The organism is Deltaproteobacteria bacterium (genome assembly GCA_019308905.1).
Taxonomy (GTDB): Bacteria; Desulfobacterota; BSN033; order WVXP01; family WVXP01; genus JAFDHF01.
Genome location: JAFDHF010000028.1, coordinates 1 through 20,595 on the forward strand (window position 1 = coordinate 1; position 20,595 = coordinate 20,595).

A 20,595-nucleotide genomic window follows, 5' to 3' on the forward strand; every position below is an offset into this window, starting at 1 on the left:
CATTTCCAAAGCCTTCTCCACCCGCCGCTCCAGTGGGCCGTTCGAGAAACTGGAGGCCATCTTGTCACAGAGACCCTCCAGGATAGCCTCTTCCCGGAGGGGAGGCCAGTAGACGTGGCTTACCTCTTCAAAGGCGACAGCAGCACCTTTCCGGCTGAGAACCTCGAAGATATCGTTCGGATAGTAAGGCCTGATGTGATGAAGCCAGAGGAGGCGATGTCTCTCCTCGGGCAAATAACCTCTGCCCCGGTCTACCCTCTGTCGAACGAATCTGTAAAGGGCCCGATGGAAGGCGACACCCTGAGCTGTCCCGAAAGAAGAGAAGATCATTCCGGCTCCATAGGAGAGAGCCTCGCTCGCCGGAAACGGAGCGGGCCGGGATCTGCGGAGTTGGTTGACCCGCAGGAGGTAAACCCGAGCCTGGTTGGACAGCCTCACAATGGTCTGGATCCTCTCTCTCGTCCATGGAATCCCGGTTATGCCTTGAACACTCTCGATCAGGCCCTGAAGCTGGTCCAGGAGATACCGCCGGCCTTGACATCCGTCATGGTATGGAACATCGAGGAAGAAGTGGGGAACCCCATACAGCCGCCCGAGATAGCCGAAGAACTTGTTGCTCCCGTCACAGAGGTTGGAGGAGCTGATGAGAACGTCCGGTCTGGGGAGGAGATCGGCCATGGCCATTCCGAGGGCGATCCGATAGAAGGAACAGAGGTCTGTGGAGATCCTCGAGTCTCCCTTTTCCAGAAACCTGCCGCTTATGTTGAAGTATGCCATCAGTGAGGCGAGGATCTCAGGGTGAACCGGGACGCCGCCCAGGCCGTAGACCAATTCGCTCGGCACGAAAGCACTCGACCAGATCACCGGCCTGGCTCGGCCGAAAGCCCCTCTGTAAGTATGGAGCAGAAAGGAAACCCAGATTCTGAAAGCGGGGTTATCATCCCTGCTATAATAGAGGCGCAGAGGGAGTCTCAACAGATCGTATACGAAAGGCCTCTTGACTATCCAGGCGATTGAGCGTTCTCTCACAGGTCTCCCTCCCCTCGCGGGCCCCTGTCCCCGCCGGAAAGCATCTCCAGAAAAGCCTGAATTCTGGTCTGGACTCCGCCTCCCAGCCCTTTCCGGTATTCACTCTCGATCATGAGCATGGGGATTCCCATGGATTCGAGGGCTCCCTTTACAACCGGGGCTTCGTAGAGAAAGGTGTCACAGAACTTTAGGGTATAGTAGATTACCCCCTTGACTCGATAGGATCGTACCAGGTTCAACAGGAGGTCGAGTCTTCTCTGGGTTTCCTGCATCCGGGCGCATGGGGGACGGAGCAGATAGTGACGAGCAAGAGATGTCCAGGGGTCATCTGTCAAGGGAATCGCCTCCTGGGCGTGCCTGCCCGTGACACATAGATCGTAGGCCACCACCGTGCCTCCCCATGTTTCGACAATGGATACCAACTCCGGGTTTTCAAGCATGGAACCCGTCAAGAGTAGCGGGATTCCCTGCTTCCTCTGGCCCGGGCCGGACCTCTCAATCACGTTCTGCAACAGAGTGTCAAAACCTTGCCGGGGAAGAAGCCCGCCAGCCCTGGAGAGCTCACAAAACTCCTGACCCGAAAGATCGAGTCTGCCCTGAGCCATGAGATCGTCCACCTGCCGCAGCAAGTTCCGGGTCCTGTTTGAAGCCTCAAAGGAGAGATCCATTCTGGAAGGTGAAATGGAGACTCCAAAGTGGTGTGAGATCCGCTCCGCCAGCCTGCAAATCTCCTCTCGGAAATAGGCGAGGGCTGACCGGGTGGTGGTCCTGGGCAGGTCCATGAGATGGACAAAAGGAGGACCCTGAAAGTGGGACCACGCGTCGTAGAGGCGCCGCATGCCGTCGCATGTGTTCATAATCACCAGACCAGAGAGAAAGGTATAGGCCCCGGCCGCACCTTCTCCCATGATGGCCCTCACATAAGGGCAGAAATTCGGATCGAGATGGGCATCCCCCATTTCTGCCGGAGGAGTGGGGAGGAGCCTAAGGGGAGTGAGACCCGCACTCTCGAGCAGTTCAACCGGTACATAGCTGCAGCACCATCCGACCACCGGAGCACCGCCGGCTGAGAGGCCGGTCCTGAAGGACCGGATGGTATCCTCAAGGTCTCTGAGAAAGGTACTCTCCCCGGTCATGGATCTCTCCCTTTATGGGATATACCCCATTCGAAAGGGCGGATTCAACACCTTCTATGCGATCCAACCGTCCCTTTCCGATGAATCCGCATTTCCTCCACTCCCCGCTCGTGTCTTCCCTCTGTTGCACCGCCAATGGGCAGTGGTATAATTGCCTTGGGAGGGGAGACGCCGATCCATGGAGACAGGGAGTGGAGGCAGATGGAGTTTATTGCCCGCAACCGGGCCCGCATAGATGATCTGGAACTTACCTTGGCCCAGCCGACAGAGTTGCGCATCCAGTGGGTAGGCCAGCAAGAGGTGATAAAGCAACTCCTGGCTGCATGGATGGTCATCGATGAGAAGGATCTTCCCTTCAACCCCCGGCTCATCGGTAAACCGGGAGTGGGCAAGACCACTCTCGGCTATTCTGCGGCACGGCGACTGGGGAAGGCGGCTTACATGTTTCAGGCAACTATGGATACCCGGCCGGAAGACCTGATCATAACACCTGTGGTCACCTCTGGAGGATCTATAGGATATGCGGCGAGTCCTCTGGTGACGGCCATGATCAGAGGTGAGGTCTGTATCATCGACGAGGGGAACAGGATGAGCGAAAAATCCTGGGCATCTCTGGCTCCCCTGCTGGATGACCGTCGCTATGTGGAGTCCCTTGTGGCCGGGATCAAGATTCCTGCGGAAAAGGGTTTCCTGCTGGCTGTCACCATGAATGACGACACGAGCACTTACGAGATTCCCGAGTATATTCATTCCAGGTTACAACCGCAGATCTATGTAGATTTCCCGGAAAAGAATGAAGAGAAGATGATTCTGAGGGAGAACCTCCCCTTTGTCGATGACGAGGTCCTCGACTATGTGGTCGAATTCCTGCAGCGGGCTCACAAGAACGATGAGATCTATACCGTGCGCGATGGCATCAATGTGGCTCGATATGCGGCAAAGCTCATCAAATCCGAAGGCCTCTCCGTGACTCACGCGCTGCAGGAGGCTGTCAGCATGACCCTTGGACGAGAGGTGGTGCAGTACCTGTGACCTCGCCCTATACAGAGAAACAGGGCAACATCCTCTGTCTTCCCATATGCCATTATCGCATCGAGTTTGCCCAACTGGTCCGTACCGCTCTTGATGAGATCAAGCCCGATGCCATGGCTGTCGAATTGCCGGCTACACTGGAGAGTAAGATCCGCCAGGGCATTGAGCGGCTCCCCTTTGTTTCGGTACTTCTCTATGAGAACGACAGGAGAGAGTCGATCTACCTTCTCATCGAGCCGGCCGACCCTCTCGTCGAGTCCGTTCGATACGCTGCCGAGAAGAGGATTCCCACCTTTTTTGTTGACGTCGACTCGGACGAATATCCCCTTTTCAGGGACCCCTTACCCGATTCCTATGCTCTTCTAAGGATCGGCCATAAGGCCTACTATGAGAGTTTCCGGGACTATATGCTCGATCATTTGAAGAAGTCGCCCCAGGACAGGATCCGTGAAAAAGGGATGGCTTTTCACCTTCAACAGTTGAGAGGGAGATTCTCTTCCATTCTGTTTGTCTGCGGTATGGTCCACATGGAGGGTATCCTGAAGGAGCTTCCTCTTCCCCAGGCCCATCCCATGGGGCGAATAAGACGCGGGACTGTTCAGCTTTTCAACCTCCACCCTGAGAGTATGGGTGAAGTTATGAGTGCTTTTCCGTTCCTGTCGGGGATCTACGAACTTCACCGTGGTGAGCTCCCACCCGAACCTGTCACGCGGCGGTACACCCCGCGCAAGACACTGAAGGCCTCCCCCTTTGAGGTCGTGGACGGTGGAAAGATCGCCTCCGAGGAGGGTGCTCTCCGCGAGTCCTTGGTGCGGTCGGCCCATCATGTAATCGATCCGGTCTCATCCATGATCGACCGTCAGCGGGTGAATCTGAGACTCTTTGAAGAGGCCGCCGTCCATTACGGACAGGATACCGGGGAGAAGGTGGCCCCATGGCAGGAGAGAACATTTTTCAAATTCAGCCGCAACTACGCCATGCTGGATGGTCTGCTCCTGTCGGATTTTTACCATGATCTCACCTCGGCCAGGGCCTGTGTGGATGACAATTTCTGCTATGCCATGTGGCGCCTCGGTTGCTACTATCCGTGGGTTGAAGAACCTGCCCGTCTGCCTACAATCAGGATATCGGGAGAACAGATCCTTCTTGGAACCAGGCGGATACGCATACGGAGGAGAATCCACAAGCCGCGCAAGCAACCCGTGGCATTGCCGGGCAGGAAAAGGCCCCGTGAACGTTTTCCCGGGGAGTGGCTCAGGGGGTTCGATACCAGAGCCATCTGCTCCTATCCGCCGGAGGATATAGTCATTGAAAACTACGGGCAGTTTCTCAAGAAGAAAGCCGGCCACATGCTTTCGCAACGGGAGAGTCGCACCGTTCCCCTTACGGCTTCCCTCCTGGACGGCATCGACATGAGAGAGACACTCCGAAGGTTCTACGAGAAAAGGATCTACGTGAGGGAGAACAGGATTGCAAAAGGGGCCGTCGGATCCGTTGTCGTCATATTCGACCTCGACAGGGACAACCGGTTTCCTTACTGCATGACGTGGCACGGGGAACACGAGCAGGAATCCGACATGGCCTTCTACGCGACGGATCCAGCCGAAAACATTGTGGGACCTGGCATCTGTCGCTGCGAATACGGGGGATTCCTTTTGAGCTATCCTCCTCTGAGAATGCTGGACGTGTGGAAAGACCCGGAGTATCGCTGGTTCCACTCCAAGGCGGAGAAACTCCTCGTGGCTGCCCTTGATTACTCCCTCGAGAAATACGTGGTCTATGTAGCAGCTCAGCCGCCCCGCAGTTACCTCAAGGGGATGGCCGCTCGTATGGACCGGCAGATCGTCTACGTACCTATTGGAACTCTCTCGCCGAATATGTTCAAGAAGATCCGGATCTTTCATGTTCTGTTCGGCCACGACAAGAGGGCTTTGGCCAAGGACTATATCTGGTAGAGCAGGCGAGTCCGGACTCCTTATGGCAGACGCATCGCCCCGGCTCGAAAAAACGACCAAGAGCGGGACTACTCGAGAAAGATAGTGGACTCCTGAGGATGGTCCAAGGCAAGGAGGAGGAGGAGGTAGCGTTTCAGGACCTTGGTGACCAGGAACTCGTCCTGGACTCGCTTGTGGCCGTTTTCGCCCAATCGCCGGGCCAATTGCGGTTGGTTGAGGAGCTTACGAATCTGGAGACTGGCCCCCTCGACAGAATGAACCAACATTCCGGTGTACCCGTGAATGATCTGTGCCGGAATACCCCCCACGGCGCTCCCGATGACAGGACGGTATTTCCAGAGGGCTTCGGAGACGGTCAGGGCAAATCCTTCCCTGAGGGATTTCTGGAGGACTACATCCGAGGCCCTTTGAAAGGCGTTTATCTCGGTGGGAATGGATGAGATCAGAAAGATTATGTGGATGTCCGGATCCTCCCCTGCCGCCTCTTTTACCTTTACAAGAACCTCCTCGGCCTCAGGATCGTCGGCCGCCTTGTCCCCCACGAGCAGGAGACGGCAGTCCACATGCTTTCTTGCCATCTTGAAAGCCTGGATCACCCCCACGGGGTCTTTCCAGGGATCGTATCGGGAGATCTGGGTGACAATGGGTTTATCCCTGGGGATTCCATACTTCTCCATGACGCTCTCAATATAAGGGGGGTCGAGGTCTCTGTTCTTGTCGGCCAGAGGATCGATGGCTGGATAGAAGCGATACTGAGGGATTGCAAGGGGCGGCGAGAAAAGCGGGGAAGAAAAGATCGCCGCGTCGTACTCCTCCACGAACGGCCTCAAGAAATCCCAGACCTGCCTGTTGGGATGGGACATATCGATATGGCAGCGCCAGACCCATCTGTTTTTTCGATTCCTGTGCCAGTGGATCAAGGCAGCGGGCTGCGGGTCGTGAACCACGATCAGGTCTTCACTGAAATCCATGGCCTCCTTGTTCATCTCGTTGTAGGCCAGGTAGGTCTTGAAGACGTGTTCTTGAAAGGTTTCCTGCTTGCCTTGGAGGGCATTGTGAAAGGCCTTTGTTATGTCGAAAAAGTCGTCGCCCCCCTTGATCACTTCCCATCTGGCCTTCACACCCAGCTCGTTTAGAAGGGGCACCACCCGGTGCAGCATCTCGGCCACACCCCCACCCACGGCCGTAGAGTTGATCATCTTTATCGAGCGATCGCCCACGTGGGAGGCCAGAATATAGAGTTCTTCGATCACATTCCGGCCGACAACCTTCCTGTAATCCGATAAGCTGGGGATACTCATAGAGGACCTCAGAATCCCTGTGCCTGGAGCCCTGGGCCTCGGGAACAACCTTGGAGCAAGGGAAGGCCCGGGACGCCACCTACTTCATGTGTTTGTCGATAACCTGGATGATTCTCTCCCGCAATTCTTCCAGGGTATAGACGCTGATATCGATCGCTCTGATCTTTCTTGCCAATTCTCTATCTTTCAGGCTCTCTTCTATCCACGTTGAGAAATCGTCTGACCGGAGTTGGGTGTAGAGCCGTGACTCGATGAAATGGAAATAAAGCGAATCCACACTCACCGTATTCAACAACTCGCGAAATGACTTCAGATCATAGGCGAACTTGTCGGTAAGGTAGACGATTCTGATCGCATCGAGAAGATAGAAAGGCTTGTCAGCGGTTTTTTGAAAGACAGAGGGGTTCTCGTTCCTGTATTTCTCGATTGTCTCAACTATCTGCCTTCTCAGGCTCTCTATGGTACTGTGCTCTGTGAGATCCACAGTTGCGAGTTTTTCGGCCAGGGCCTCGTCATTGAGATACTTGGAGATCCAGACGGAGAAACCGTTTGTGTATGGTACGTGGACCTCTCGGAGCATTCGAAAGGCCGAGAAGGTGTGGTAGAAGATGGAAGAGTCGGGACACGTCCTGATGAGTTCCAACAGCTCTTCGAGATTCGAAGCCTTTTGCCCTGTCAGTCTCTCCAGGGATGCTCTGGAGCGGAACTGAAATACGCTTTGAAACGGTGCAAAATCGGTCTGTCGATCCCTCATATGGTCTGTCCTAGAAGCCGAGACACTCAAAAGTTCGGCTCCTTACCGAAGTTGGGTTACTCCATCACAGGTTTTTCTCCCAGGGGGAGATCCCGGTCCCGAACCGCCCTGTAGTAATCTATGCCTTGCCGCGACCTGGACAGAACCCTCCCCTGATCGAAGAGAATTCTCAGGTGGCCCAGAATCTCCGACACCCCCAGGAAGACATCGAAAGATCTGGTATTCGGAAACAGATTCTTGGAGATCTCGTAGGCGGTCTTTTCACCCTCGGAAAGGATGGAAAGCACCTTGGAGAGACGCTCCTCATGATGGCGGACGGCCTTCTCCACGGCCCCTCTAAAGTCCTCGAATGGTTCGCCGTGCCCGGGAAGAACCAGAGTAACCCTCAGGTCCGCGATCTTCCAAACAGAGCGCAGATAGTCGGCGAGGCTGGTGCTCTGAGGGCCCCCATCTTTTCGGGAGAGGTCGATGATCGGGTTGGGTGAGATGTCGTTGAGAAGATGATCCCCACAGAACAGAGCACCTCCTCTCTCCATATAGAAACAGACCAATCCGGGACTGTGCCCGGGACAGTGGATCGACTTGAGGGTCATCTTGTCAAAAGGGATCTTCCCATCGTCATCGATAAAGCACACCTTGTCCGGAGGGTCTGACAATGCCTCCACCGCCGATTTCATGTAACCGATGGCTTCATCCAGGGATTCCTTGGGAGTCCCATTTTGGTGAAGCACGGATACGAGGTTCCTTTGAAACCGACCCATCGATCGAATCCTCTCGTATGCCTTGGAATGCATGTAGATCTCGGCGCCAGACAAGGAGGCGATCCTCTTTGCCTGGCCGTAATGGTCGATGTGGCCGTGGGTAATAAGGATCCTCCTGATATCCCCGACGTTCCGTCCCAACCTCGCAAGAGACTCTACCAGGACACTGAACGACTGATCGGTCTTGACGCCCGTGTCGACGAGGGTCAGTGGCTCCTCATCGATGAGATACGCGTTGGCGGTCCTTATCGGGAACGGGACGGGAAGTTCTATCCTGTGAATCCTCCCCGCGAGGTCTTGCATCGATCGACCCTCTCCCTTATTGCAAAAACGATGCCTTACTTCCCCTTGGTCGAGAGAGCAAAGTCTCCCCTTTCTTTGAATTTTTCACGGATTTTCTTTATTATACCAAACCATACCACAAGACATGACCCCCTGCCAGGAGCGGGGACATGATCACACGATGAACTCCGCTTTTGTCCGCGAGCAAGGGCAGGTCGAAACCGGCTGACCGGGCAATACCGCCGGTGCCCAACAAGATCCCTGAAGAGGTCTTTCAGCCTGGAAAGGAGGCCTTTCTCAATGCCGCGATTTTTGGCCATAGATGTGGGTGCAGGAACCCTCGATGCTCTCTACGTCGATACCGCGACTGGGGATCAGTTCAAATTCGTCGGCAAATCCCCGACCCGCGTCCTTGCCGAGAGGATAGCGGCCTGCGAGAGAGACAGGATCCTCATCACCGGCCGCCAGATGGGGGGCGGTCCCGTTGCGGAAGCCATAAGAATCAAGGCGGGTGAGGCGAGGGTGATGATGACCAGGTCTGCTGCGGAAACCATCCACCATCACCTCGGCAGGATCAAGAAGTCGGGTGTCCACCTGGTTTCTCAGGGAACGGCCCGGTTGGAGGCCGGGAAGAGGAATGTCGCATGGTTCAAGACCGGAGATGTCCGGCCCGAGCTCATAGGTGCAACGCTCAATTCCATGGGAATCGAGGCGGCTGTGGATTTTCTCGGTGTGGCGGTTCAAGACCACGGAACACCGAAAAAGGGGATTTCCTCCCTTGATTTCCGCCATCAGATCTTCAGGGAGATCATCGAAAGAAGCCCCAGGCCCTCGGCGTTTCTTTTTGAAGCCCGGGAGATTCCCCCCTTCTTGCGGCGGATGCACGCCGCTGCGAAGGACTCGAGCAGGATTCGGGCCAGAAGGACATATCTGATGGATACGGGTATGGCGGCCGTTCTGGGAGCTTCAAAAGACCCCCTGGCCCTGGGAAAGGCGAATGTTATTGTCCTCGATGTGGCCACATCCCATACATTGGGGGCTCTCCTGGTAGAGGAGGAGATCATGGGTTTTTTTGAGTATCACACACGGGATCTCAGCCCGGAGATTCTCAAATCCCTTATAGTCGATCTGGCCGAGGGCAGGCTCTCCCACGAGAGGGTTGTTTCCGGGGGGGGACACGGGGCCTATGTCAGGGGAGGGGTGGGCTTTGACCGGGTGGAGCTCATCGTGGCGACGGGCCCCAAGAGGGGTGTGGTGGACCGGATGGGGTTGGACAGAATGGTTCTCGGCGCGCCTTTTGGGGACAACATGATGACAGGAACGACAGGTCTTATTGCTGCCATGGCCGAAAGAGAAGGGGTCTCACCCGTTATTTCGCGACTCATGCCGAGATGACTCATCTATCCTCTGAGTCTTCCGATAAGTCTTATGGACGGATGCGTCGGCAATCCCTGGTGGACCGGTTTTGCCCCAGGCGGGTTGCCGGGGGACGGGATTGATCGGGTCCAACACGGGCCGGTTGTGATGATGAGAAGAGAACCTGCAACGAGCCTGTTGCTAAATCTCGAATCCGGATACAGCCTGCCGCCTCTCTCGGTTGTCGCCATGAAGCTCGTCGAGATGGCATCCGATGAAATGGCTTCTGTGAGCGATTTGGCCAGGCTGATCGAAAGAGACCCCTCTCTGGCCGTCCGCCTTCTCAGGCTTGCCAACAGCGCATTCTTTTGCCCCGGGCGCCCTGTAGCCACACTGAGACAGGCAATCCTGAGGATAGGCCTGGACAGATTGAGAATAATGGGCCTCTCCCTGTCTCTGAGAGATGCCTTCCCCATGGGAAAGATCGGAGCCATTGACTACGAGGAGTTCTGGCGTTCTTCTCTCTACAGGGCCTTGTTGGCAGAATCCCTGGCCGCTTTTATGGGCGGCTCTGATCCTGAAGAGGCGTTTGTCGCGGGTCTGGTCCTCGAGATAGGGTTCCTGATCTTCTATGACCTTTTCGTGAAGGGGGAATACTCGGGCGACGGCCTCCATATCTATCCTCTGGCTCCGTTGCTCTCCTGGGAACGTCAGGAGTACGGAATCGATCACAGACAGGTCGGTGAGGCAGCCCTCCGGTACTGGAGATTCCCCGGGGGCATTGTTGAATGCCAAGGTTTTCCAGGTCGAGAGACTCTCCATGGAGAGGAGTCGACTCTGGGGTCGATCTGCCACGTGGCAGGGCAGTTCGCGGCCCTTATCTGCCAGAAGGCAGGGGATCTGCCCTCTACGTTTCTACAGGCAGAGTCCTGTCTGGGACTCGACCGGGATACTGTGGGCGGGATACTCGTCACCACCTTCCAGCGGGTTGAAGAGATAGCCCAAAGCCTGAAACTCGAAGTGGACAGGGAGAAGGACATCATCGAACTCATGGAAAAGGCAAACAGGGCATTGAGCAGACTCTCGGAAAGGCTGTCAGCAGGCCAGGGATCCGCCCCAGAGGGAAGGCTGCCCTCCTTTGGCAGCCTGCAAGGGGGAGAGGAGCAGAAGGCCTTGATCGCAGATACGCTCCAGGCCGTGGCTCATGAAATCCGCAATCCTCTCATGGCCGTAGGTGGTTTTGCCAAGAGACTGGCCTCCATCGTGGACCCTGACTCCAAAGGGGGAAAGTACGTGCAGGTCATACTTGAAGAAGCGGAGAGGCTGGAACAGGTACTCGGCCGGATGACCGAGAAAGCCGTTCCAGGTGCCAGAACTCCCAGGCAGACAACCTGACCCGGCAGAGACTGCTCGACCCTCTGGCCCTCTTTCCTCATCGACTGGCCAAATCCATCCTTTTCTGCTATTTTTTCCCCCGGATACGGTGGGTGGCTCCTCTCATGTTCGCCCGAGCCTTGAAAGGGGGTCTTGGTCTTGAACAGGACGATGGAAAGAGGTGATTTTCTCGCCGGCGCCGGATCAAGAAGGGCGGGCCTGTTGGAGCCTTCGGATTTCCTCTTTTTCTTCTACCTCGCGGCAATCGTTTTTCTGCTGGTCCTCTTCGGCGGCAGAGGTCGGGCCACTCTCCTCCATCTCGGTGTGCATCTGGGGCTTCTTGCACTGGCTCTTGTCGTCCTCACCGTCTATCGCCGGCGCCCAGGAAGGGTGAGCCTCTTCTTTCGAGTCTGGTACATCCCGATCCTCTATGTCTTTCTATTTGAAGAGGTTGGCCAGATGATCCACCTCGTTCGACCCGCACTCCTTGACGCCTGGGTGCTTCACTTCGAGGTCCGACTGTTTGGAGGGTATCCAACGGTCTGGCTTCAGAGCCTGTCGGGTCCCTGGTTGACGGAAATCATGTCGCTTTTCTACATGTCCTACTATGGCCTGATCCCGATTCTCGGTTTGAGTCTCTATTTCAGGCGGGACTGGGCCGTGCTGAATGACTTCATCTTGGCCACGAATGCGACTTTCTTCTTCTGCTTTCTCCATTACCTCTTGATGCCCGTGGGTGGGCCGGTATTTTTCATTCAGGCTCTCCCCTTTGAATTGGTTTCCCTCCGGGGAGGTCCCCTGACCTCGTTTGAACAGTGGCTCTTTTTCGGCGGTGCAGTCCGGGGAGGGGCGTTTCCGAGTTCCCATGTGGCCGTGGCCGTGGTAGTATTGTGCACCGCGATCCGGTGCGGGCTGTCCCCCCCGGCTTTCGCGGTCACAGTGACCGGTCTGGCTATCTCTACGGTCTACAATGGTTACCACTACGGGATCGATGTGATCTACGGGGCTGTGATCGGACTCGTCTTTTTCTGTCTCTCCCCGCTTCTCAACGATCTGTGGAACAGGGGCCTGTCGGTCCCTGGAGAACCTCTTGTGCGAGGGACGCATAGCAGAAGGGGAGGGTTATCCCTTGAGGTCGAGGCAGAAGCGGAAAGCCCCACCTCTGGCACAGGAAAAAGGCAGGAGGCGCCCCCTTCAGGAGGATTCGACGAAGTTGTTGCGGAAGATCCGTTTTAGCCGCTGGCGGGTGATGCCTAGGAGGCGGGCCGCCTCGCTCTTGTTTCCCCCGGTCAGGGTCAAGACCCTCCTGACATAGTCTTTGATCATCACCTGAAGTGGCCAAATCTCGCCGGGCCAGTCTCCGGGGGGGTCGAGGGAGGTCCCCTGAGGAAAACGGACCTCGTCTGGCAGATGCTCTGGAATGATCGTATCGCCTTCTCCTAGGATCACGGCTCTCTCAAGGACGTTCTTGAGCTCTCGAATATTCCCCTTCCACTGGTAATTGGTGAGAAGATCCATGGCCTCGGGGGCGACGGTTCTGACTTTCATATTCATTTCACGGCACAGTTGACTTACAAAGGTTTCAACCAGCAAGGGGATATCCTCCCGGCGCTCCCTGAGGGGAAGAAGGTAGATCGGTATTACCATAAGTCTATAGAAGAGATCCTCCCTGAAGTTTCCCCTGTCGACCTCTTCTCGGAGATTCCGATTGGTAGCTGCAATAATCCGTATGTCCACCTTCTGGGTCGTCAACCCTCCCACTCTTTCGAACTCTCTCTCCTGGATCACCCGGAGCAGTTTCACTTGGAGCGTAGGGTCGATCTCTCCGATCTCGTCGAGAAAGACCGTTCCCCCTTGGGCGGTCTCGAATTTCCCTGGTTTCTTGCGGATTGCCCCGGTGAAGGATCCTTTCTCATGGCCGAAGAGATCGCTCTCGAGGAGTTCCGGCGAAAGGGTGGTGCAGTTGACGACGACAAAAGGGGCCGACGCGCGGGGACTGCTGTAATGGATGGCAGAGGCCAAGAGTTCTTTGCCGGTCCCGCTCTCTCCCTGGATCATGATAGTGGAGCACTGGCTGTTGGCAGCCTTTTTCGCCACAGAGAGGATTCTCTGCATCCTCTCACTCCGGGTGATGATTCTGTCAAAACCGTATTTGCTCTTCTGGGTCTCCTGGATCTCTCCGATCTCCCTCCTCATATTGAGAATCCCAAGGGCCTTGGAGATTGTAAACCGGAGCGAATCCACGTCGATCGGCTTTGGGAGATAGTCGTACGCACCTTCGCGTATCGCCTCTATGGCGCCCTGAATGCCGGAATGGGCCGTCATGGTAATGACAAGAGCCTCGGGATGCGTTTTCCGAATGGTCTTGAGGACGTCGATACCGTTTCTGTCAGGCAGCCGAATGTCGAGTAATGTAAGCTCCGGCTGGTACCTGCTGAACAGGTCGAGACCCTCCTCACCTGTCTCGGCGGTCAGCACCTGGTAGTTCTCCTTTTCGAGAACCCTTTTGAGAAGCTCCAGGATTACCCTTTGATCATCGACTACAAGGACTGTGGGGTTCATGGACACCTGTCGAGCCGGGGAGATCGTCTCTTTTTCCCTATATATATCGGTAGGAAACCGTAAAGAGCTTAGTCATTTCCGAATCGCCTCGAGTTTGCCGCCTTGGGCCGGGCTCATGTTCAAGAGAGAAGCAATCGTGGGACTGAAGACCTGTCGCGATCTTCGGTTGAGAACTCGGAAAACCCCGGCGGATTGTCGGTTGACAACCCCGGTGTTTGTAAATAAATTGGTCCTAGTGCCTTGTTTTCCTTACGCGCCATATGCAGGAATGGAGGTGAAGCCATGGATTCGGAGTTGTACCCCCTTCATCGAAACCCTCTGCTCAAAAGGCCGGACCAGCCTCTTCCGCAAGAGATTGCCATTATCGGTGCCGGAACCATCGGCCCGGATATTGGTTACTATTTCAAGAGCGTAATGCCCCATGCCCGGCTGGTCCTTGTCGATGTCGTGGAGAAACCCTTGGAGAATGCAAGGAAGAGGATTGAAGGGTATATCCAAAAGGCCCTGGACAAGAAGAAGATGAAACCGGACCAGGCCGAAGAGGCCGGGAAGAACATCGTCTATACGATGGACTATTCAGAGATCGCCGGTGCGGATCTCGTGATCGAGGCGGCCACCGAAAACCTCGATATCAAGCGGAAGATCGTTGCCCGGGTCGAGGATCTGGTCAGACCGGATACCATAATCACCTCGAATACGAGTTCGATTCCTGCAGAGAGGATCTTCTCAGGGGCGAATCGCCCCCAGAGAACCACTGTTACACACTTTTTTGCTCCGGCCTGGCGGAACCCTGCCGTCGAGGTGATCAAGTGGAAGGCTGTCGACCAGGGAATCGTCGACTACCTCACCTGGATGTTCTGCCTGACGGGCAAGGTCCCCATAGTCTCGAGGAGTGAGATCTGCTTTATTCTGGACCGGGTTTTTGACAACTGGTGTAACGACGCGGCTCTTATGCTGGACTTTGCCACCGCAGCCCAAATCGATCAGGTGGCCCGGGAGTTTGTCTCTGCAGGGCCTTTTTTTGTGTTGAACCTGGCTCGGGGGAATCCCATCGTTGTAGAAGCCAATTCCCTACAGATGGAGGAGGGGTATCACTACAGGCCTGCCCACATACTCAGGTCCGTAGAAAGCTGGGCCACGGGCGGCCCCGGCAAAACGGTCGAGGTGGATCCCGAACTGGCCGCGAGGGTCAGAGACCGCCTCCTGGGTGTTCTCTTTTCCCAGTGTTTTGATGTGGTCAACCGCGGTATAGGAACCCTGGAAGATCTCAACCTTGGATGCCAGATCGCTCTTGGGTTCAGGAAAGGACCCTTTGACGTCATGAGAGACCTCGGAGAGGAAAGGGTGAGGAGGATCATGACCACTTTCCAAGCCGAAAGACCTGGTATGCCCGGTATGGAAGGAGGGCTTGAAAGATACCAGAATTTCAAAAGAAACGTCCTGGTGGATGACCTGAAGGGGGTGAAGGTTATCACCATCAGAAGGCCTCATGTCATGAACGCCCTCAACACCGAGGTCAACTCCGAGATCCTCCAGGTCATCAGGGAGAACGAGGCCGACTCCTCAGTACGAGGATTCATAATCACGGGATATGGAGACAGGGCCTTCAGTGCCGGAGCAGAGATAGGAAGATTTCCCGAGGTGCTCGGCGATATTGAAGCGTCCATAGAGTTGTGCAGGGAGAGTTCCCGTCTTTTCCGGTACCTCGATCGATCCAACAAACCGGTGGTCGCCGCAGTAAACGGAATGGCCCTCGGCGGTGGCCTCGAACTGGCGATTCGTTGCCATCGAATCGTCGCGACTCGAAAGGCCTGGTTTCAGTTCCCGGAGGTCACCCTGGGAATCCTCCCGGGCACCGGGGGGCTGGTAGTGCCCTATAGAAGGTGGCCGCATGGGGCTCTCCTTTTCCACGATATGCTCCGCCTGGCGACCCGTGTCACAGCACCCGAGGCCCACGAGATCGGCATGGTCGCCTGCCTGGCAGAGGATTATGAAGGCATGATCCAAAGGGCAGTCGAGGAGGTCGAGAGGATTGACGGACGGATCGAAAGAATCACTGACGGACCTGTAGCCATCCCTCCGCCCTCACCCCTGGAAGCACCGGCGGCAGGGGACCTCAGGTTGAGCTCCCAGGTGGTCGAAACCATTACCGAGGCTATCAAGCAGGCTGCGGCCGCCTCGTCTTTTGAAGAGGCACTCGAGGTCGGCTACAGGGCTTTCGGCAGGGTCTCGGCCACCCCTGCGGCCCGAGAAGGGGTTTCAGCCTTCATGGAGAAGCGGCGTCCAGACTTCAAGGCATATGATCAGACTTGAGGCTCTCTCAGCAGAAGATCTTTGAGTATCAGTAACTTGTCACTCATTTTTTAGAGGATGCTGTAGGTTTTGATCGGCTCCGGGGCCACCGATGCCCAGGGCTATGCCCGTGGCTCCAAATACTCTTGTCGGAAAGGGAAACCATGCAGATTCCCATGCACATGGAAACCTCGGTCCTCCTTGTGGTCCTCCTCTTTTTCCTTATATCGCTCCTTGTCAACCTCCTCCAGCACCGGTACGGCAGGGCTCGGACAGATCGGCTCCTGAACGAACAGGAGTCGGTTCGGGATTTTCTCGCCAGGCTGGACCACTCGCTCGGCAAAGTGGAATCGGCCTGCACATTCGAAATCGAAGGAGCGAGTTCCCCCAAGCAGACGGGGAAGGCGATCCATATTGCGAGAAATCAGATAAAGTCGACGATCTCAGATATCGAAAAGGGTCTACAGTCCTTCCGGCAATACCGGCGCAGGGAAAAAGCGAGGCAGAGACGGGAGAGATACCTCGAGAAGATGCGAAAGAGGAGACTGGGGCAGTAGATCGTGCCAGAGCGGGGAGATTTCCAGGAGGCAGCCGGCTTGAGTGTAAACACCTTTTATTACAGCTACGTCACCGATAGTGTTTAATGTAAGTTATCACATTTCTTGTCGGGTTTTCCGGTCTTCATCGGCATTACGAAACAACCACGGGTTCGCGAAGGATGAGGGGCAGCGCCCGGCGCGCGACCAGTGCGAGATTCGGATGGGTGGTAGCGAGATCGAAGAGTTGCCTTAGATGGTCCGCTGTTCTGGAGACCAGCATTACCATGTCACCTTCTTCGATTCGAGTGGCGGCTATAAGAGAATCCCAGGGCGTGCCCTTTGTCCACAGGAAGAGAGACAGAGCAGGCCAGAGTTGCAAGGGGAGTGTCTCAAATCCCTTTTTTCGCTTCAACCTCTGTAGAGGTGTGAGAGCCTCGGCCATGTATGCAAATCGCCTGATGAGTTCCTTGATGTCATGCCTCCTCTCGACTGGGATCTCAATCTCCCTGGTTCTATCCACCACAAAGGGAGCGATGAGCCCGGCCAGGGTAGGGGGACCGGCCCCGTCAAAGACTCCTCTGCGAATGGCTTCGGCGATCAAGAGCGGGTGATCCACCCGTAGACAGGAGGCCCACCTGCCGTCAGCGGTGAGACGGTCTTCCGAATCAACAAAGCCCGTTTCCTTGAGAAAGTCTAGGTACCGATTGAATTCGGACCAAAGGCGGTACCGTGCCTGATCGGTCCGGAGTGTCAGCTTCTTGAGCTTCCTGAGAAGGGCCCGGTTACTCTTGGTAGACCTGACTCTCCTCTGCCCTTTGAAGAGTTCCACGGTGGCCGGTGTTTCGCCTTGGTCGTGTAGGCCCGAAGGGGCTTTGTCGGCTCCTCCGCTTCGACTTGCGGTCTCCAGGGGGAGACCAGGAGAGCCATCGGGCCTCTCGAAGATCGAACCCTCGGGTAATGACCGTCCTAACCTCGAGAGGAGCTGTTGGCGCTGCTTCTCAAGATCGGTGGAGGATTGCCTCTCCTGAAAGGCGGCCAGGGACCTGTCGAGAAGATCCTTGATTTCCTTTGGCCTGTGAGACAAGAGGAGGTTGAGGACCATGGAAAAGCTCATCTGGATCTGGCTCTTTATGGGCTCCGGTGGGGAGTCGATGAGCCGCTGTATGAGCCGGGGGTTCTGGTAGACCCCTGGGAGGACCAAGGCGAATCCCACTCTATCCTTCCCCCTTCTTCCGGCACGGCCGGTCATCTGGTGGAGTTCGGTTGCGGTGAGATCGGAGAACCGGGTTCCATCAAACCGGTCGCTCTGGACAAGCACGACGGTCCTGGCAGGGAAGTTGACGCCAGCCGCCACGGTCGAGGTCGAGAAAATGGCGTCCAGGTAGCCCCGGTTCATCATCTCCTCGATCAGGAGCTTCCACTGGGGAAGCTGCCCGCCGTGGTGTGAAGCCACACGGAACCGCTGGAGATATGGGAGCTGGCGGTGGTTTCGAAGAAAACCATACTGGCCGAGCAACGTCTCCAGGTCCTCCTGGAAATCCAGGTCGTCGTTTCTCAGGAGGGATGGAGCCGTGATGCTCTGGACCGCACGGTCACAGTCTACCCGGGATTTGAGGAAGAAGATGGCGGGTAGAAGATCCCATCTCCTGAGCTGTTCAATGACCCAACTGAACCGGTAATTCACCTTTGGGGTTGCCCGCCTCGGAGCGCCTTGACCCGAGAGAAGCCTCCTGATCTTCGGAAGAACTCCTTTGTGGGAGGCCAGAGGACTGAGTTCCCCGTCGGGGAAGAGAAAGAGGAAGTGGAGGGGCACGGGCCTCCTATCCGATTGAACTACGCGACAGCCAACACCACGAGTCTCTTCGAGCCACCGGCTGATCTCAAGGCTGTTGCCGATGGTAGCGGAGAGAAGGAGGAGCCGTATCCTCTTGGGCAGGTAGATAAGGATCTCCTCCCAAACGACCCCTCGCTGAGGATCGTTCAGGTAATGAGCCTCGTCCAGAACCGCCAGGTCGACCGGTATGTCCTGCCCGCTGGTCATGGCGTCATAGAGCTGATTCCTAAGAATCTCCGTTGTTCCCACGACCACGGGTGCATCTGGCCTCTCCTTGCGGTCACCCGTCAGGATGCCCACATTCTCGATCCCAAAGACCTCGGCAAACTCCCTGTGTTTCGAGTTCGACAGGGCCTTTAGGGGGGAGGCGTACCAACTCCGTTTGCCCTTCGCCAGATAGAGACGAATCGCCTCCTGGGCTATCCAGGTCTTACCGGACCCCGTGGGAGCGTTGACAAGAACATCACCGGATCTGAGGGCTTCGAGCGCCTCCAGTTGGTAGGGGTCAGGCCGAAAAGGACTCGGCGAAGGCACCCCGATCCTGCCGAACACCTTTTCCAATCCAGGGGCGAGTCGAGGCTTGGTCCGCCGGGCTCCAGACCTCGATCGTGCCGAGCTAGAACGGCTCCTCTTGTGCTGTGGGAAGGTGGTATACCTCGTCATTGTTCCATTATGTGTCCAGGAATGCTTCGATGTCTCCGGTGAATCTCGCGGAGTCCTCGCTGCCAAGCGGGAGGAAACGGGGTGTAAGCCCCTTTGCCGGGACCGCGATCCCGACAGGACCCGCAGGGGTGATCATGACGGTATGAATGGAAGTGAATCCAAACCTGGGATGAGATACGTCTGATAAGATATATTATGTAAACTTCTCCACATCTCTATTCCTCAGCCCTCTTACTCAGGGCCACGTAACTCGCTGCAGGATCGCCGCTCAAGAATATCCTGCTTCCCACGCAGGCATAATCCACGCCCACCGACTTGATCTCCGGGATGTTGTCCAGACTCACTCCCCCATCGATACCGATAGTCAGAGATGGGTGACGCCCCCTGAATCTCTGGATCTTCTCCAGAACCACGGGAATGAAACGTCCCCCGTAGAACCCCGGGCTCACCGAGAGAAACAGAACCGAGTCGAGTTCTTCCACAAAATCCTCCAGACACGAGATCGGGGTATCCGGATTTATCGCCATTGCAGGTTGGATGCCTTCCTCCCTTATGGCCGCTATTGCCGCTCTCGGGTCGGAGCGCGCTTCACAGTGGAAGATGATCCGTTTGAACCCGAGGGAGCTCAAAGCCTCCACGTAGGCGACGGGCCGCTCGACCATGAGATGGGCTTCACAGGAGAGGCCAGCGTGGAGGCCGTCCAGATCACTCGGGGAGATGCTCTTGGACGGGACAAAGAGGCCGTCCATAAAATCTACCTGAACATAGTCGGCGAACCCCGCGGCCCGTACAAGCAGGTCCTGGAACTGCTCGAGGCGGTCTGTAAGAATAGACGGAACTATTCGCATAGCAACACGTTAACGCCCGTTACGAAGCGGGGCCGACCCTCGCTTCCAGAATGCGATCCTCGAATAACCGGCAGAACAAGCCGCCACGCCGAATCGCCGGTGAGAAAAACAGAGATGGCTTAACCATGTACCGTCAGTCACCCGTCTTTTCATCCTTCTCCGGCAGTGGAGAACATGTCTTCTCACCCGGGATCGCGTAATCTCCTCCCAGCCATGAGGCGAGATCGATCAGCCTGCATCGGGCAGAGCAGAAGGGCCTGAAGGGATTCCCCTGCCAGTGAGTCTCCTTTTTACAGATAGGGCAGACGATCTTTCTCCTCACTTGTCGAAATCATCCAAGAATTTCCCTGTACGCGCCTTTTCGACCGTCTCCTCAAACCCAGCTCCGAGGTCGACACCCATTTCTCTTGCCCGTTTTTTCGCCCAGAGCCCGATGTTTCTGTCATCCCGGTAAAAGGATTCGTCCCGCGGTTTTCTCGTATCGAGAGAATCGATCCTGGAGGCCTCGGTCTGATGATACGCGAACCTCGACATGAGGCGGGAGATGTTGGGGCTTCCGCAGTCCTCACACTTGACTCGGGTCGGCTCCCTGGGGTTGAGCACCAAGAGACTGAACTCCTTGCCACAGTCGTTGCATCTGTATTCATAGATCGGCATGCTCAGCCCCCCGGGTTCCCTCCCCTTCTTTCTCCCTCCCTGTCAGAGACCTTGTGGGACACATCTGGAAGACTCGTCAGGTAATCTTCATACTCCTTCTGCGATATCAGGCCCTCCCGGATTTTCCGCTCAATGCCGCGTTTGTCGAACTTCTTCTTCTCATCCGTGTGCATCGCGGGGTTCTCCTGGTTCCTTTTTCTTCGCCTATCTATCTAAAATT

Annotated in this window: 18 protein-coding genes; 7 read left to right on the top strand and 11 right to left on the bottom strand. The window is 56.1% G+C overall.

Features of this window, described 5'->3' with window-relative positions:
* A partial coding sequence (locus JRJ26_10660; GenBank protein MBW2057944.1) for a 2-hydroxyacyl-CoA dehydratase occupies positions 1-1,029 on the bottom strand: 1,029 nt, incomplete at its 3' end.
* Complete coding sequence (locus JRJ26_10665) at positions 1,026-2,165, bottom strand: 2-hydroxyacyl-CoA dehydratase (GenBank protein ID MBW2057945.1); 1,140 nt, start codon at positions 2,163-2,165, stop codon at positions 1,026-1,028. The genes JRJ26_10665 and JRJ26_10660, both read right to left, overlap by 4 nt.
* A 201-nt stretch (positions 2,166-2,366) precedes the next feature.
* Here JRJ26_10665 and JRJ26_10670 point away from each other — a divergent pair, with 201 nt between their 5' ends.
* Complete coding sequence (locus tag JRJ26_10670; GenBank protein ID MBW2057946.1) at positions 2,367-3,197, top strand: AAA family ATPase; 831 nt, start codon at positions 2,367-2,369, stop codon at positions 3,195-3,197.
* Positions 3,194-5,152 carry a hypothetical protein gene (locus JRJ26_10675; GenBank protein MBW2057947.1) on the top strand — a complete coding sequence of 653 codons (1,959 nt, stop codon included), beginning with the start codon at positions 3,194-3,196 and terminating at the stop codon, positions 5,150-5,152. The genes JRJ26_10670 and JRJ26_10675 overlap by 4 nt, the downstream gene beginning before the upstream one ends.
* 68 nt (positions 5,153-5,220) lie before the next feature.
* On the opposite strand, the gene JRJ26_10680 is transcribed toward JRJ26_10675, so the two are convergent.
* The 3 genes from JRJ26_10680 to JRJ26_10690 all read right to left on the bottom strand — a co-directional run bounded on the left by JRJ26_10680 (position 5,221) and on the right by JRJ26_10690 (position 8,271).
* Positions 5,221-6,447, bottom strand: coding sequence for a glycosyltransferase (locus JRJ26_10680; GenBank protein ID MBW2057948.1), 1,227 nt, complete (start codon positions 6,445-6,447; stop codon positions 5,221-5,223).
* Between the two features lie 85 nt (positions 6,448-6,532).
* Positions 6,533-7,207 carry a hypothetical protein gene (locus JRJ26_10685; protein ID MBW2057949.1) on the bottom strand — a complete coding sequence of 225 codons (675 nt, stop codon included), beginning with the start codon at positions 7,205-7,207 and terminating at the stop codon, positions 6,533-6,535.
* A 56-nt stretch (positions 7,208-7,263) separates the two neighbouring features.
* Positions 7,264-8,271 (bottom strand): MBL fold metallo-hydrolase, encoded by a 1,008-nt coding sequence (locus JRJ26_10690; protein ID MBW2057950.1) that lies wholly within the window; start codon positions 8,269-8,271, stop codon positions 7,264-7,266.
* Positions 8,272-8,550: 279 nt separating this feature from the next.
* On the opposite strand from JRJ26_10690, the gene JRJ26_10695 reads away from it, so the two are divergent.
* The 3 genes from JRJ26_10695 (at position 8,551) to JRJ26_10705 (ending at position 12,216) form a co-directional block, all read left to right on the top strand.
* On the top strand, positions 8,551-9,645 hold the full coding sequence (locus JRJ26_10695) for a pyruvate formate-lyase activating enzyme (protein ID MBW2057951.1): 1,095 nt from the start codon (positions 8,551-8,553) through the stop codon (positions 9,643-9,645).
* A gap of 129 nt (positions 9,646-9,774) precedes the next feature.
* Complete coding sequence (locus JRJ26_10700) at positions 9,775-11,001, top strand: HDOD domain-containing protein (protein ID MBW2057952.1); 1,227 nt, start codon at positions 9,775-9,777, stop codon at positions 10,999-11,001.
* A 138-nt stretch (positions 11,002-11,139) separates the two neighbouring features.
* Entirely contained in the window at positions 11,140-12,216 is a 1,077-nt protein-coding gene (locus JRJ26_10705; GenBank protein MBW2057953.1) for a phosphatase PAP2 family protein, read from the top strand.
* Here the strand turns inward: JRJ26_10705 and JRJ26_10710 are convergent.
* A complete protein-coding gene (locus tag JRJ26_10710; protein ID MBW2057954.1) occupies positions 12,175-13,542 on the bottom strand; it encodes a sigma-54-dependent Fis family transcriptional regulator in 1,368 nt (455 codons plus the stop codon). The genes JRJ26_10705 and JRJ26_10710 overlap by 42 nt on opposite strands.
* A gap of 282 nt (positions 13,543-13,824) precedes the next feature.
* Here JRJ26_10710 and JRJ26_10715 point away from each other — a divergent pair, with 282 nt between their 5' ends.
* Together JRJ26_10715 and JRJ26_10720 are read left to right on the top strand one after the other, a co-directional pair.
* Positions 13,825-15,855: an enoyl-CoA hydratase/isomerase family protein gene (locus JRJ26_10715; GenBank protein ID MBW2057955.1), complete on the top strand. Its 2,031-nt coding sequence runs from the start codon at positions 13,825-13,827 to the stop codon at positions 15,853-15,855.
* Positions 15,856-15,998: 143 nt separating this feature from the next.
* Positions 15,999-16,391: a hypothetical protein gene (locus tag JRJ26_10720; protein ID MBW2057956.1), complete on the top strand. Its 393-nt coding sequence runs from the start codon at positions 15,999-16,001 to the stop codon at positions 16,389-16,391.
* A gap of 133 nt (positions 16,392-16,524) precedes the next feature.
* Here the strand turns inward: JRJ26_10720 and JRJ26_10725 are convergent, their stop codons facing one another.
* The 5 genes from JRJ26_10725 to JRJ26_10745 all read right to left on the bottom strand — a co-directional run bounded on the left by JRJ26_10725 (position 16,525) and on the right by JRJ26_10745 (position 20,548).
* Positions 16,525-18,759 (bottom strand): DEAD/DEAH box helicase, encoded by a 2,235-nt coding sequence (locus JRJ26_10725; protein MBW2057957.1) that lies wholly within the window; start codon positions 18,757-18,759, stop codon positions 16,525-16,527.
* Between the two features lie 326 nt (positions 18,760-19,085).
* Positions 19,086-19,718 (bottom strand): ribulose-phosphate 3-epimerase, encoded by a 633-nt coding sequence (locus JRJ26_10730; protein ID MBW2057958.1) that lies wholly within the window; start codon positions 19,716-19,718, stop codon positions 19,086-19,088.
* Positions 19,719-19,851: 133 nt separating this feature from the next.
* Positions 19,852-20,040, bottom strand: a complete 189-nt coding sequence (yacG, locus tag JRJ26_10735; protein MBW2057959.1) for a DNA gyrase inhibitor YacG — start codon at positions 20,038-20,040, stop codon at positions 19,852-19,854.
* Positions 20,037-20,375 (bottom strand): hypothetical protein, encoded by a 339-nt coding sequence (locus JRJ26_10740; protein MBW2057960.1) that lies wholly within the window; start codon positions 20,373-20,375, stop codon positions 20,037-20,039. The genes yacG and JRJ26_10740 overlap by 4 nt, the downstream gene beginning before the upstream one ends.
* A 2-nt stretch (positions 20,376-20,377) precedes the next feature.
* The gene (locus tag JRJ26_10745; protein ID MBW2057961.1) at positions 20,378-20,548 is read right to left on the bottom strand and encodes a hypothetical protein; all 171 of its coding nucleotides are present in this window, start codon (positions 20,546-20,548) and stop codon (positions 20,378-20,380) included.
* Between the last annotated feature and the right edge of the window lie 47 nt (positions 20,549-20,595).